Genomic DNA, 13,653 nt, shown 5'->3' on the forward strand with positions numbered 1-13,653 from the left:
ACCCCCGTTTTCTCGGTCGTCCCCCGGGTTCCCCCTGTCTCGCTCCCGCCGACCGCGGCCGGCGGAAGGAGCGGATCGCGGACCCGGTCCGTTCCGGCGCCCCGTGTCGCCGGTGCCGGACCGTGCCCCTCTCCGTGCCCCCTACTTTCCCGTCCGCGCAGGTCGCGGCCCATCCGCGCGACTACTCAACTCCCCGGCTAGGTACGCGTACTCACCCCTGCGTACCCCGCCCCGCACGGTCCGGGATCGCCGCAGGTCAGGGGCCCGGCGGGCCGGGCTGTCGGTGGTGGCCGATAAAGTCCCCGGCATGGCACGGATTGCGGTGATCGGCGCCGGGATGGGCGCGATGGCGGGGGCCGCCCGGCTGGCCGTCGCGGGCCACCGGGTGGTGGTGTACGAGCGTACGCAGACGTACGGCGGGGCGGTGCGCGGCTTCGAGCGGGACGGCTTCCGCTTCGACACCGGCCCCGGTCTGCTGCCGCTGCCCGCGGTCTGGCGGGACCTGTTCCTGAAGACCGGCAGGGAGCCGCTGGAGAGCCACGTGGAGGCGGTGCAGGTCGACCCGTCCGCGCGGCACGTGTTCGCGGACGGCACCGAGGCCGCGCTGCCCAACGCCTCCCGCGCGGGCGTCGTCGCCGCCCTGGACACGGCCCTCGGGGCGGGTGCCGGGCAGCGCTGGGGCGACTTCCTGGTGCGGGCCCGGGAGTCCTGGGACCGCACCCGCAGACCCCTCCTGGAGGAGCCCCTGTGGCCGAACTGGCGGGTGCTGGCCGAGCGCGAGCCCTACCCGGCGGTGCCGCACAAGCGGCTGCTGCGCACCCGGCGGGCGGGCACGCTCGCCGAGATCGGCGCGTGGGAGCTGCGCGACCCCCGGCTGGCCGCCCTGCTGGAGAGCCACGCCCTGGCGTACGGCCTGGACCCGCGCACCACCCCGGCGAGCGCGGCCGTCCTGCCCTACATGGAGCACGCCTTCGGCACCTGGTACGTCCGCGGCGGGATGCGTGAGCTGGCCCGAGCGGTGTACGAGCGGTGCCTGGCCCGCGGGGTGGAGTTCCGCTTCGGCACCGAGGTCACGGCGGTCGTGGAGAAGGACGGCCGGGCGGCCGGCGTGGAGCTGGCCGGCGGCGAGGCCGCGGAGGCCGACTTCGTGGTGGCCGGTGTGGCACCGGACGTCCTGGACCGCGTCGCCGGCGGTCTGGCGGAGCGCGCTGCCGGTGAGGTCCCGGCGCGGCGGTCGGCGGCGAGCCGGCTCACGGTGCTGCTGGCACTGCGGGGCGCCCGCCCCGAGGGCACCGCGCACCGCACGGTGGTGCACGCGCCGGACCGGGACGCCGAGTTGGCGTCCGTGTTCGACGGGGCGCCGGGTCCGTCCGCGCGCCCGACGGTGACCGTGCTGCGGCCGGACGACCCGGCGCTGGTCCCCGACGCCGGGCACGAGGCGGTCGTGCTCTCGGCGACGGTACCGGCGGCCTTGGGTGCCGCCGCGGACCCCGGGAGCCGGTCCGGGGATCCGGCAGCCGGGGCCGAGGAGCTGATCACCGCGGCCACGCGCGCGATACCGGGGCTGCGCGACCGGCTGCTCTGGCACGAGGTGCGCACCCCGGCCGACATCGAGGCGGCGACCGGCGCGGCGGGCGGCGCGGTCCCGGCGCCGGCGCTGGCCGCGGCCGGCGGACGGTTGCTGCACCCGGCGAACGGCACCCGCACACCGGGCCTGTTCACCGTGGGCGGCTGGTCGCACCCGGGCGGCGGGCTGCCGCACGCCGGGATGTCGGGCGCGCTGGTGGCCGGACTGATCGTGGAGGGACCGGAGTTCCGGGGCTCGCAGTGAGAACCCGCACCCCGTGACGGACCGTCAGTTCCGACTGAACTCCCGCCCCGGGGCTCGCGGGGAGATCCGAGCCGCGCCCGCCCCGTGGCTCTCCGTCAGGATCAGAAGCGGTACTGCTCGTCGAACCCGTGCCCCTGGCTCTGGCCCTGGTTCTGCCCTTGGCCCTGACCCTGCCCGTCGCCGTGGTACGGCGGGTACGGCTGCTCGGGCGGGAGTTCGCCGCCGTAGGAGCCGTCGGTGCTGCGCTGCTGCGGCACCCAGACGCCGCCCGCCGGGGTCTGGTCGCCGTAGCCGCCGGTGGCGTACGGGTCCTGCGGGTAGCTCTGCGGGTACTCCTGCGAGCCGTACGGCGGCTGCGCCCCGGCGCCGGTGTCGTACCCGGTGCCGTACGGGGCCCCGCCGTAGGTGTGGGCACCACCGATGTACGGGTCGGAGTAGGCGGCGTACTGCTGCTGGTCGGCGCCGTCGTAGCCGTACCCCTGCTGGGGGTAGCCGGAGGGGTCGTAGGCGTAGGAAGCGTCGGCGGCCGGGGCGTGCTGGTCGTGGCCGTAGCCCGCGCCGCCGTAGGTGTCGTAGGAGGCGGAGTCCTCGGGCATCGGCTGCGGTGCGTAGACGGCGGTGGTCTCCGCGGCCGTGGGGTCGGCGGGGCGGGCGGGGGTGAAGACGTCGTCCCGGTCGTGGTCGTGGTCGTAGGCGCCGGCGCCGTGGTCCGGGGCGGGGGCGTCGTGGCCGGGGGCGGCCGCGTCCGGTCCGGGGACCTCCGACGGCGGTTCCTGGTGGCCCCGTTCGGGGCGGCGGCGCTTGCTGCCGACCAGGCCGGCCGGGGCGTTGACCGCCCAGCCGGAGGCGAAGCCGCGGCGGAACGACAGGGTGACGTAGGTCTGGCCGACCGCGAAGGCCGCCGCGCCGAGTCCGATGACCACGACCGACGCGATCGCCACTCCGGCCACCACACCGAGGAAGCCGGCGAAGGCGAGCAGCCGCCAGCGCAGCCGTGCCTTGTACTGCAGCAGCACCTCACCGAGCAGCCACAGCGCGACGATGCCGAACGCGATGTAGAGGACCGTCCAGCCCATGTACGCCCCTCTCCCAGTGACCGCTACGCAGTGTGTCGCATGTACGTGCGGCCGGTCTAGGCCCGCGGTGGCTGGTGCAGGCCGAGGTTCTCGTAGATCTCCAGCGTCGCCGTGGAGTTGTTGAGCGTGATGAAGTGCAGTCCGGGCACACCCTCGGCCAGCAGTCGCGCGCAGAACTCCGTGGCGAACTCGATGCCAATGGAGCGTACAGCGGTCGGATCGTCCTTTGCTGTGAGGATCCGTTCTTTCAACGCGGCCGGGAACGAGGCGTTGCTGAGCTTGGGCAGCCTTTCCAGCATTTTCACACTGGTCACCGGCATGACCTCGGGGATGATCGGGGTCGCGCAGCCGGCCGCCGCCACCCGGTCGCGCAGGCGCAGGTACGACTCGGGGTGGAAGAACATCTGGGTGATCGCGTAGTCGGCGCCGGCCCGGCACTTGTCGACGAAGTGCCCCAGGTCGGTGTCCGGGTCGGCGGAGCGCGGGTGCATCTCCGGGAAGGCGGCCACGCCGACGCAGAAGTCGCCGGACTCCTTGATGAGTTCGACGAGCTCGGCGGCGTAGGTCAGGCCCTGGGGGTGCGGGACCCAGTCGGCCGTGGGGTCGCCGGGCGGGTCGCCGCGCACGGCGAGCATGTTGCGGATGCCCGCGTCGGCGTACTGGCCGATGATGTTGCGCAGCTCCGCCACGGAGTGGTCGACCGCGGTGAGGTGGGCGACGGGGGTGAGGGTGGTGTCGGCGACGATCTGCTGGGTCTCCCGGACCGTGCCGGCCCGGGTGGAACCGCCCGCCCCGTACGTGACGGAGACGAAGTCCGGAGCGACCGCCTCCACCCTGCGCAGCGCGCTCCACAGGTTCTTCTCGCCCTTGGCCGTCTTCGGCGCGGAGAACTCGAACGAGTACGTCGTCTTGCCGGACGCGAGCATGTCACGGACGGTGCGTGCGCGATCAGTCCTGGTGGACGCGGTTCCGAGGGCCATACCGGCAGGTTAGCCAGGGCGCGCCGGTCCCCCAACCGGAAGCGAAGGATTGTCCGAATTGTCGATTAGTTGTCCACCCCTTGGACAGCGGGGGCGGAGCGCAGTTTCTTGGCGAACTCGGCCGCCGCGGCGCCCGGGTCCTCGGCCTCGGTGAGCGCGCGGACGACGACGACCCGGCGGGCGCCCGCGTCCAGGACCTGGTCCAGGGTGCCGAGGTCGATGCCGCCGATGGCGAACCAGGGGCGGTCGGTGCCCAGCCCGGCGGCGTAACGGACCAGGTCCAGGCCGGGGGCGTGGCGGCCGGGCTTGGTGGGGGTCGGCCAGCACGGGCCGGTGCAGAAGTAGTCGACGCCGTCCTGCGCGGCCGCCGCGGCGGCCTCGGCCTCGGCGTGGGTGGAGCGGCCGATGAGGACGTCCGGCCCGAGGACGGCGCGGGCCGCGGGCACCGGCAGGTCGCCCTGGCCGAGGTGGAGCACGTCGGCGCGGGCGGCGTGAGCGACGTCCGCCCGGTCGTTGACCGCGAGCAGCTTGCCGTGCCGGGCACAGGCGTCGGCGAGGACGGCCAGGTGCTCCAGCTCCTCCGCGGCCTCCATGCCCTTGTCCCGCAACTGCACGATGTCGACGCCGCCGGCCAGCACCGCGTCCAGGAACTCCGGCAGGTCGCCCTGGCGCTTGCGCGCGTCGGTGCACAGGTACAGCCGGGCGTCGGCCAGCTTCTCACGCGCGGTGGCGCCCCCGCTGTCGGCGGTTTCGGGCATACGGGACTCCCCCTCTGGTCGGTGGCGCGCCGGCGGGCGGCACCGGTCGGCGGTGGCGCACCCGGCGGCGGCGCCGGATCAGGACGGCGCACCCGCACCGGCGCGCCACGCGGTGGTGGCGCCCGGCGCGGGCGGCGCCGGTCTTCGGCGGCGCACCGGCCGGGCCCCCTCGGGGGCGCGGCCCGTACGCCGGGTGGTCGGTCGGGTCAGACGGCGAGCGCCTGGGCGCGGCGCTTCACCTCCGTGCCGCGATTCTCGCTCAGCGCCTGCGCGGGGGTGCCGGGCAGGGACGGGTCCGGCGTGAAGAGCCACTCCAGCATCTCCTCGTCCGTGAACCCGTCGTCACGCAGCAGCGTCAGGGTCCCGGTCAGGCCCTTGACCACTTTGTCCCCGTCGATGAAGGCGGCGGGCACGTGCAGCGCGCGGTTCTCCCCGCGGCGTACGGCGATGAGCTGGCCCTCCTTGACCAACTGCCGGACGCGGGTCACCTCCACGTCGAGCATCTCGGCGATGTCGGGCAGGGTGAGCCATGCGGGGACGAGAGCATCGATCTTTGCGTCAATCTCGGTCACGTATCCAGCCTGCCATCTGCCACTGACACTAGGAAGCCGGACCCGTCCGACCAGGGCGGACGGGCTACGCGACGGCCGCCTTCAGCGGCCGGGCCGGGTCGGTCAGCAGCCCCGGGTCCAGGGGCGTGCCCGCGTCGATCAGCCGCTTGCCCTGGGCGAGGTCGCGCGGGCGGCCGACCGCCAGCAGGGCGACCAGGCGGTCGCCGCGCAGCCAGCACACCGTCCAGGCGGGGCCGGACGGGTCGCCGCGCCACAGCGTGGTGTCGGCGGCGGTGTGGTGACCGGCGTACTGCACGAAGCGGCCGAACTGCTCCGACCAGAAGTACGGCACCGGGTCGTACACCGGCGGCTCCTCGCCCGCCTCGGCGCCGACGATGCCGGCGGCCACCGTGCGCGGTCCCTGCAGGGCGTTGTCCCAGTGGTGCACGAGCAGCCGCTCGCCGTACCGGCGGGAGGGGAAGGACGCGCAGTCGCCGACCGCGTGGACGTCCGGCACCGAGGTGCGCAGTTGCTCGTCGGCGAGGACCTCGCCGTGCGCGCCGAGCGCGATGCCGGACCCGGCCAGCCAGGCGGTGGCGGGGCGGGCGCCGATGCCGACGACGACCGCGCCGGCGGGCACGCGCGTGCCGTCGTCGAGAACCACCGCGCCGGGCTCGACGCGGGCCACGCGCGCGTGGGTGCGCAGCACGGCGCCGGCGTCGGCGTACCAGCCGGCCATCGGCGCCGCGACCTCGGCGGGCAGCGCGCCGGCCAGCGGGCGGTCGGCGGCCTCCACGACGGTCACCGCGCAGCCCGCCTCCCGCGCGGCGGTGGCGAACTCGGCGCCGATCCAGCCCGCGCCGACCACCACGATGTCGTGCTGCCGGGCGAGCACCGGGCGCAGTTGCTCGGCGTCGTCCAGGGTGCGCAGCAGATGGACGCCGGGGACGCCCTCGGTGCCGGGCAGCCGGACCGGTTCGGCGCCGGTGGCCAGCACCAGGGCGTCGTACGGCACCGGGCCGGCGGAGGTGTCCAGGAGGCGGGCGCCGGGGCGGACGCCCAGGGCCTCGCAGCCGAGCCGGAGTTCGATGCCGAGCGCCTCGAAGTCGACGTCGAAGGCGGAGCCCTCGGCGGTGCCGAGGAGGACGGCCTTGGACAGCGGGGGCCGGTCGTAGGGCTGGTGGGGTTCGGCACCGATCACGGTCACCGTGCCGGTGAACCCCTGTTCGCGCAGGGCGACGGCCGTCTGCACGCCGGCCATGCCCGCTCCCACGACGACCACGCGCCGCCGCGCGGACGCCGTCCGTTCCTGCGTCTGATCGCTCACCTGATCACCATAGACACCTGACGGTCCGTCAAGCAGGGGGCACGGTGAGTGAGGTGTTGCACAGCCCTCCGCCGGGCCCGCCGCCGGGACACTCCCTTACCGGCGCGGGAAGCGAGCGGTTAGGGTGGCCGACGTAACGCACTCGCGGGAGCCCGGACGCACCGGGCTGAGAGGGAGGCTGGCGGCCTCCGACCGTACGAACCTGATCCGGGTCATGCCGGCGAAGGGAGGGGCTGGACGCCCATGCCGTCCGAGCGATCCACACGCACCCCGGACGTCCTCGTCGTCGGGGGCGGCATCATCGGCCTGGTCACCGCCTGGCGGGCCGCGCAGCGCGGGCTGGCCACGGCGGTGGTCGACCCGGCGCCGGGCGGCGGGGCGGCCCGGGTGGCGGCCGGGATGCTGGCCGCCGTCACCGAGCTGCACTACGGCGAGCAGACCCTGCTCGCGCTGAACCTCGCGTCGGCCCGCCGCTACCCCGCCTTCGCGGCCGAGCTGGCCGAGGCGACCGGGCACGACCTCGGGTACCGCCGGTGCGGCACCCTGGCCGTCGCGCTCGACGCCGACGACCGCGCCCACCTGCGGGACCTGCACGCCTTCCAGGTGCGTTCGGGCCTGGACGCGCAGTGGCTGTCGGGGCGTGAGTGCCGGCGCCTGGAGCCGATGCTCGCGCCGGGCGTGCGCGGGGGGCTGCGGGTGGACGGCGACCACCAGATCGACCCCCGGCGGCTCGCCCGCGCCCTGGTCACCGCCTGCGAGCGGGCCGGGGTGGTCCTGCACCGGGTGCGCGCCGAGCGGCTGACCGTGGTCCGGGACCGGGCGGCGGGCGTGGTCACCGAGGACGGTACGGCGCTGGCGGCCGGCCGGGTGGTGCTGGCCGCGGGCAGCCTCAGCGGACGGCTCCCGGGCGTGCCGGAGGAGGTCCTGCCGCCGGTACGGCCGGTGAAGGGGCAGGTCCTGCGGCTGGCCATGCCGGCGGACCGGCCGCCGCTGCTGCACCGCACGGTCCGCGCGGTGGTCCGCGGCAACCCGCTCTACCTGGTGCCCCGGGAGAGCGGCGAACTCGTCGTCGGCGCCACCAGCGAGGAGCTGGGCTGGGACACCACGGTCACCGCCGGCGGCGTGTACGAGCTGCTGCGCGACGCCCACGAGCTGGTCCCGGGCATCACCGAGCTGCCCCTGACGGAGACCCTGGCGGGGCTGCGGCCCGGCTCCCCGGACAACGCGCCGCTGCTCGGCCCGACCGCGCTGGACGGGCTGCTGCTGGCCACCGGCCACTTCCGCAACGGCGTGCTGCTCACCCCGGTCACCGGCGACGTCATGGCCCATCTGCTGACCACCGGCGGGCTTCCCGAGGAGGCCCGCCCGTTCACCCCCCGGCGCTTCGACACCGCCGCCGTCCCCACGGAGCAGCCCGTATGAACATCTCGGTCAACGGGGAGCCGCGCGAGGTGGCTCCCGGCACCGCCCTGGACGCCCTGGTGCGCACGCTCACCGAGGCGCCCTCCGGAGTGGCCGCCGCCCTCAACGAGACCGTCGTCCCGCGCGCGCGGTGGTCGTCCACGGCCCTGGCCGACGGCGACCGCGTCGAAGTCCTCACCGCCGTCCAAGGAGGCTGACCCATGGCCGACGACCCCTTCGTCCTCGGTGGTACGTCTTTCACGTCCCGTCTGATCATGGGCACCGGCGGGGCGCCCAGCCTCGATGTGCTGGAGCGCGCGCTGGTGGCTTCCGGGACCGAGCTGACCACGGTCGCCATGCGGCGCGTGGACCCGTCGGTGCACGGCTCGGTGCTGTCGGTGCTGGAGCGGCTCGGCATCCGTGTGCTGCCCAACACGGCGGGCTGCTTCACCGCCGGGGAGGCCGTCCTGACCGCCAGGCTGGCCCGCGAGGCCCTCGGCACCGACCTGGTCAAGCTGGAGGTCATCGCCGACGAGCGGACCCTGCTGCCCGACCCGATCGAACTGCTGGACGCGGCCGAGACCCTGGTCGACGACGGGTTCACCGTCCTGCCGTACACCAACGACGACCCGGTGCTGGCACGCAAGCTGGAGGACGTCGGCTGCGCGGCGATCATGCCGTTGGGCTCGCCGATCGGCTCGGGCCTGGGCATCCGCAACCCGCACAACTTCGAGCTGATCGTCGAGCACGCGCGCGTGCCGGTGATCCTGGACGCCGGGGCCGGTACGGCGTCGGACGCGGCGCTGGCGATGGAGCTGGGCTGCGCGGGGGTCATGCTGGCCTCGGCGGTGACGCGGGCGCAGGAGCCGGTGCTGATGGCGGAGGCGATGCGGCACGCGGTGGAGGCGGGCCGGCTCGCCCGGCGGGCCGGGCGCATCCCGCGCCGGCACTTCGCCGAGGCGTCCTCACCGACGGCCGGCCGGGCGGTGCTGGACCCGGAGCGCCCCGCCTTCTGACCGGAACCGGCGGCCCCGGCGCGGCTCGGCGCGGACGGGCACGGACCGGCACGGGCCGGCACTCACGGGCCTCGGCACCGGCACGCACGGGCACGGCCCCGGGCACCAACCTCGACACCGGCACCGACCGGTCCGGCCCCGCGTGGGTTGCGTCACAGCTCCGCTCCAGTACCGGCCCCCGGCGGCCGGGCCGGACCCCGTGTCGGTGGCGGCTCGTAGACTCACCTGCGTGGACACGACCCTGCAGGACCCTCTGGTCGGGCGGCTGCTCGACGGCCGGTACCGCGTCGACGCGCGGATCGCGGTCGGCGGGATGGCCACGGTCTACCGGGCCGTGGACACCCGCCTGGACCGCGTGCTCGCGCTGAAGGTGATGCACCCGACGCTGGCGGCCGACGGCGCGTTCGTCGAGCGGTTCATCCGCGAGGCCAAGTCGGTCGCCCGGCTCGCCCACCCCAATGTGGTGCAGGTCTTCGACCAGGGCACCGACGGGGGATACGTCTACCTGGCGATGGAGTACGTCTCCGGCTGCACCCTGCGGGACCTGCTGCGCGAGCGCGGGGCGCTCCAGCCCCGGGCCGCGCTGGACATCCTGGAGCCGGTGCTGGCCGCGCTCGGCGCCGCGCACCTCGCCGGGTTCGTGCACCGCGACATGAAGCCGGAGAACGTGCTGATCGGGGACGACGGCCGGGTCAAGGTCGCCGACTTCGGACTGGTCCGGGCCGTGGACACGGTCACCAGCAGCACCGGCGCGGTCCTGGGCACCGTCTCCTACCTGGCGCCCGAGCAGATCGAGCAGGGCACCGCCGACCCCCGGGTCGACGTGTACGCGTGCGGTGTCGTCCTGTACGAGATGCTGACCGGCGCCAAGCCGCACCAGGGGGACTCCCCCGCCCAGGTGCTCTACCAGCACCTCAACGAGGACGTGCCGCCGCCGTCGGCCGCCGTGCCCGGCCTGGCGTTCGAGCTGGACGAGCTGGTCGCCTCGGCGACCGCCCGGAACCCGGAGGTCCGCCCGTACGACGCCGTGGCGCTGCTCGCCGAGGCCCGCCGGGCGCGCGGCGCGCTCACCGACGAGCAGTTGGACGCCGTACCGCCGCAGGCGCTGGCCCAGGCGCACGACAACGCGGACGACCGCACCAGCGTGCTCCCGCGCTCCCTGGCCGTGCGGCCGCTGCCGGTGAACGAGGCCGACGAGGTCACGGACGCGTTCCACCGCACCAGCAGACTGGCGGCCCCGCCGCCGGAGCCCCCGCGGCGCGGCGGCCCGGGGGTGCGGCGCGGTCCGCTCGCCGTCGTCGTCGCCGTCCTGCTGGCGCTCGGCGTCGGCGCGGGCGTCTGGTACATCAACTCCGGCCAGTTCACCAAGGTCCCGCCGCTGCTGGAGAAGACCGAGGCGCAGGCCCGGGACCGGCTGGCGGACGCGGGCCTGGCCGTCGGCGACGTGGAGCACGCGTACAGCGACACGGTGAAGCGCGGGGCGGTGATCAGCACCGACCCGGCGGCGGGCACCCGGATCCGCGGCAACGACTCCGTCTCGCTCACCGTCTCCGACGGCCCCGAGACGGTGAAGCTGGCCGATCTGAACGGCTACAAGCTGGACCGGGCCCGGTCCGTGCTGAAGCAGGACGGGCTGGAGCCGGGCATGGTCACCCAGGCGTTCAGCGAGGACGTGCCCAAGGGCTTCGTGGTCGCCACCGCCCCGAAGGCGGGCACGACGGTGCGGGCCGGTTCCGCGGTGGCGCTCACCGTCAGCAAGGGCCGAGCGGTGGAGGTGCCGGACGTCACCGGCGAGGACCTCGCCGACGCGCGGGCCGACCTGGCGGAGGCCGGGCTGAAGGTGAAGGTCGCCGCCGAGCGGGTCACCTCCGACGACCACGAGGCCGGTCAGGTCGCCCGGCAGACCCCGGCCGACGGCAGCCGGGTCGCCGAGGGCGGCACGGTGACGCTGACCCTGTCCAAGGGCCCGGAGCTGGTCGAGGTCCCGGACGTGGTCGGCGACAGCGTGGACGACGCCAAGGAGGAGCTGGCGGCGGCCGGGTTCGAGGTGAAGGAGGACCGGGGGCTGCTCGGGCTGTTCGGCGACACCGTCAAGAGCCAGTCCGTCGAGGGCGGCGACACCGCCCCGAAGGGCTCCACGATCACCCTGAAGATCCGCTGACCCGGCCCCGTACGCGGTCGGCCCGGGGACCCTGGCATCCTGGGTCGGGAGATGAGTACGTCACCCCCGCCCCCGCCAGTCCCCCGCAACCCCGTCGGCGCGCACGTCCCCGTGGCCGGCGGACTGCACTCGGTGGGCCTGTCCTACGCCCGTGACCTGAAGGCCGAGGCCGTCCAGGTCTTCGTCGCCAACCCGCGCGGCTGGGCCACCCCGGCGGGCAACCCCCGGCAGGACGAGGCGTTCCGCGCCGCCTGCGCGGCCGGGTCGATCACCGCGTGGGTGCACGCCCCGTACCTGATCAACTTCGGTTCGCACACCGAGGCGACCGTGGAGCGGTCGGTGGAGTCGCTGCGGCACTCGCTGCGCCGGGGCCGGGAGATCGGCGCGCTCGGCGTGGTCGTGCACACCGGCAGCGCCACCGGCGGCCGGGACCGGTCGGTGGCCCTCGCCCAGGTGCGCGAGCACCTGCTGCCGCTGCTGGACGAGCTGACCCACGACGACGACCCGTACCTGCTGCTGGAGTCCACCGCCGGGCAGGGCGCCTCGCTGTGCTCGCGGACCTGGGACTTCGGCCCGTACTTCGAGGCGCTGGACGCCCATCCGAAGCTCGGCGTCTGCCTGGACACCTGTCACATCTTCGCCGCCGGGCACGACCTGACCGGCCCGTCCGGCGCCCACCAAACGCTGGACCTGCTGGTGGACACGGTCGGCGCGGGCCGGCTGAAGCTGATCCACGCCAACGACTCCCAGGACGTGGTGGGCGCCCACAAGGACCGGCACGCCAATATCGGCGCCGGCCACATCGGCGAGGACCCGTTCCGCGCGCTGATGACGCACCCCGCGACCGAGGGCGTACCGCTGGTCATCGAGACACCGGGCGGCAAGGAGGGCCACGCGGCGGACGTGGAGCGCCTGAAGAAGCTCCGGGACGGCTGACGCCCCGCCGGACCCGGGGCCCTACAGCTCGGGCCCCTCCCCCGGCTCCTCCTGGTACGAGTACCGCTGCTCCCGCCACGGGTCGCCGATGTTGTGGTAGCCGCGCTCCTCCCAGAAGCCCCGGCGGTCGGCGGTCATGTACTCGACACCGCGGACCCACTTGGGGCCCTTCCAGGCGTACAGGTGGGGAATGATCAGCCGGAGCGGGAAGCCGTGCTCGGCGGTGAGCAGCTCGCCGTCCTTGTGGGTGGCGAAGAGGGTGGTCGCGGCGGCGAAGTCGGAGAGCCGCACATTGGCGCTGTAGCCGTACTCGGCCCACACCATCACATGGGTGACTTCGGGGGCGGGCGGGGCGAGGTCGAGCAGCGCCGCGGCCGGGATGCCGCCCCACTCCGCGCCGATCATGCTGAACTTCGTCACGCAGTGCAGATCGGCCACCACGGTGGTGTACGGCAGGGCCGTGAACTCCTCGTGGTTCCAGCGGTGCTTCCCGCCGTCGGCGGTGGCGCCGAAGACCCGGAACTCCCAGCGCTCGGGCCGGAACCTGGGGACCGGTCCGTAGTGCGTGACCGGCCAGCCGCGCTGGAGCCGCTGTCCCGGTGGGAGATCGGGCTGTGCCGGTCCCCCTGACGCCCCTTCTCCCGGTTCCTGTCCCAGCGGCTGACCCATGTCCCCATCCTGACAGACCGGTGGCGATGCCCTCGAACGGGGCCCCGGCAAATCGCCTGATAAGCCGCAACTACCGCTAAGCATGTCCTTACTTACTAAGTCAAGACTTACTGGACGATCTTCGCCACCGATGCAATCATGCGGCGCAACCTGCCCGTTCCCGGTGGAAGGAGCCTCTGCGATGCAGGGCGACCCCGAGGTCATCGAATTCCTCAACGAGCAGCTCACCGCCGAGCTGACCGCGATCAACCAGTACTTCCTGCACTCGAAACTCCAGGACCACAAGGGCTGGACCAAGCTCGCCAAGTACACCCGCGACGAGTCCTTCGACGAGATGCGGCACGCGGAGCTGCTCACCGACCGCATCCTGCTGCTGGACGGCCTGCCGAACTACCAGCGGCTGTTCCACGTCCGGGTCGGGCAGACGGTCACCGAGATGTTCCGGGCCGACCGGGAGATCGAGGCCGAGGCCATCGACCGGCTGCGCCGGGGCGTGGAGGTGATGCGCAGCAAGGGCGACATCACGTCCGCGAACGTCTTCGAGGCGATCCTCGCCGACGAGGAGCAGCACATCGACTACCTGGACACCCAGCTCGAACTGATCGAGAAGCTGGGCGAGCCCCTGTACCTGTCGACGGTCGTCGAGCAGTCCCAGCCGGACTCCACGATGCCGTGAACCGGGCCCCGCGGGATCGTTAGGCCGCTTCGGGAAGCTCCGCGAGGGCCGGCGCGCCCTGGTCGATCAGCTCCCGGCGCGGGCAGGCGCCCCGGCCGAGCAGCGCCTGGATGCGGCGGACGCAGCCGCCGCAGTCGGTGCCGGCCTTGCAGGCGGAGGCGATCTGCCGGGGCGTGCAGGCGCCGGCCTCGGCGTGGGACCTCACCTGTTCCTCGGTGACTCCGAAGCAACTGCAGACGAACACGCCGGTTCACCTCCCGGGCGGGGTCAG

At 74.4% G+C, this 13,653-nt stretch carries 14 protein-coding genes and 1 riboswitch; of the genes, 7 read left to right on the forward strand and 7 right to left on the reverse strand.

The genetic code is table 11. The features are described 5' to 3' along the window. Positions 1 to 307 precede the first annotated feature (307 nt). Positions 308 to 1,831, forward strand: a complete 1,524-nt coding sequence (locus tag IE316_RS33550) for a phytoene desaturase family protein (protein WP_190208344.1) — start codon at positions 308 to 310, stop codon at positions 1,829 to 1,831. 101 nt (positions 1,832 to 1,932) lie between these two features. Here the strand turns inward: IE316_RS33550 and IE316_RS33555 are convergent, their stop codons facing one another. The 5 genes from IE316_RS33555 to IE316_RS33575 all read right to left on the reverse strand — a co-directional run bounded on the left by IE316_RS33555 (position 1,933) and on the right by IE316_RS33575 (position 6,523). Then, complete coding sequence (locus tag IE316_RS33555) at positions 1,933 to 2,907, reverse strand: SCO2102 family sporulation regulator (RefSeq protein WP_190208345.1); 975 nt, start codon at positions 2,905 to 2,907, stop codon at positions 1,933 to 1,935. A 56-nt stretch (positions 2,908 to 2,963) separates the two neighbouring features. Next, positions 2,964 to 3,887 carry a methylenetetrahydrofolate reductase [NAD(P)H] gene (gene metF, locus IE316_RS33560; RefSeq protein WP_190208346.1) on the reverse strand — a complete coding sequence of 308 codons (924 nt, stop codon included), beginning with the start codon at positions 3,885 to 3,887 and terminating at the stop codon, positions 2,964 to 2,966. Between the two features lie 65 nt (positions 3,888 to 3,952). After that, entirely contained in the window at positions 3,953 to 4,645 is a 693-nt protein-coding gene (gene thiE, locus IE316_RS33565; protein WP_190208347.1) for a thiamine phosphate synthase, read from the reverse strand. Between the two features lie 206 nt (positions 4,646 to 4,851). Continuing rightward, positions 4,852 to 5,217 carry an Rv2175c family DNA-binding protein gene (locus tag IE316_RS33570; RefSeq protein ID WP_190208348.1) on the reverse strand — a complete coding sequence of 122 codons (366 nt, stop codon included), beginning with the start codon at positions 5,215 to 5,217 and terminating at the stop codon, positions 4,852 to 4,854. Positions 5,218 to 5,281: 64 nt separating this feature from the next. After that, positions 5,282 to 6,523 carry an NAD(P)/FAD-dependent oxidoreductase gene (locus IE316_RS33575; protein WP_229910664.1) on the reverse strand — a complete coding sequence of 414 codons (1,242 nt, stop codon included), beginning with the start codon at positions 6,521 to 6,523 and terminating at the stop codon, positions 5,282 to 5,284. 134 nt (positions 6,524 to 6,657) lie between these two features. Continuing rightward, a riboswitch (TPP riboswitch) is annotated at positions 6,658 to 6,769 on the forward strand. On the opposite strand from IE316_RS33575, the gene thiO reads away from it, so the two are divergent. The 5 genes from thiO to IE316_RS33600 all read left to right on the forward strand — a co-directional run bounded on the left by thiO (position 6,767) and on the right by IE316_RS33600 (position 12,037). Continuing rightward, on the forward strand, positions 6,767 to 7,945 hold the full coding sequence (thiO, locus tag IE316_RS33580) for a glycine oxidase ThiO (RefSeq protein ID WP_190208349.1): 1,179 nt from the start codon (positions 6,767 to 6,769) through the stop codon (positions 7,943 to 7,945). (Overlaps the previous riboswitch by 3 nt.) After that, entirely contained in the window at positions 7,942 to 8,142 is a 201-nt protein-coding gene (gene thiS / locus IE316_RS33585; protein WP_190208350.1) for a sulfur carrier protein ThiS, read from the forward strand. The genes thiO and thiS overlap by 4 nt, the downstream gene beginning before the upstream one ends. Before the next feature lie 3 nt (positions 8,143 to 8,145). Next, entirely contained in the window at positions 8,146 to 8,940 is a 795-nt protein-coding gene (locus IE316_RS33590) for a thiazole synthase (RefSeq protein WP_190208351.1), read from the forward strand. A gap of 229 nt (positions 8,941 to 9,169) precedes the next feature. Next, positions 9,170 to 11,101, forward strand: coding sequence for a Stk1 family PASTA domain-containing Ser/Thr kinase (gene pknB / locus IE316_RS33595; RefSeq protein WP_190208352.1), 1,932 nt, complete (start codon positions 9,170 to 9,172; stop codon positions 11,099 to 11,101). Positions 11,102 to 11,152: 51 nt separating this feature from the next. Then, the gene (locus tag IE316_RS33600; RefSeq protein ID WP_190208353.1) at positions 11,153 to 12,037 is read left to right on the forward strand and encodes a deoxyribonuclease IV; all 885 of its coding nucleotides are present in this window, start codon (positions 11,153 to 11,155) and stop codon (positions 12,035 to 12,037) included. Positions 12,038 to 12,058: 21 nt separating this feature from the next. Here the strand turns inward: IE316_RS33600 and IE316_RS33605 are convergent, their stop codons facing one another. Next, positions 12,059 to 12,706 (reverse strand): sulfite oxidase-like oxidoreductase, encoded by a 648-nt coding sequence (locus IE316_RS33605; RefSeq protein WP_190208354.1) that lies wholly within the window; start codon positions 12,704 to 12,706, stop codon positions 12,059 to 12,061. Positions 12,707 to 12,887: 181 nt separating this feature from the next. Between IE316_RS33605 and bfr the strand changes: the two genes are divergently transcribed. After that, positions 12,888 to 13,382: a bacterioferritin gene (gene bfr, locus IE316_RS33610; protein WP_190208355.1), complete on the forward strand. Its 495-nt coding sequence runs from the start codon at positions 12,888 to 12,890 to the stop codon at positions 13,380 to 13,382. Between the two features lie 19 nt (positions 13,383 to 13,401). Here the strand turns inward: bfr and IE316_RS33615 are convergent, their stop codons facing one another. Then, complete coding sequence (locus IE316_RS33615) at positions 13,402 to 13,626, reverse strand: (2Fe-2S)-binding protein (protein WP_190208356.1); 225 nt, start codon at positions 13,624 to 13,626, stop codon at positions 13,402 to 13,404. Between the last annotated feature and the right edge of the window lie 27 nt (positions 13,627 to 13,653).

Origin of the sequence: Streptomyces fumanus (genome assembly GCF_014655295.1) — a bacterium.
GTDB lineage: Bacteria > Actinomycetota > Actinomycetes > Streptomycetales > Streptomycetaceae > Streptomyces > Streptomyces fumanus.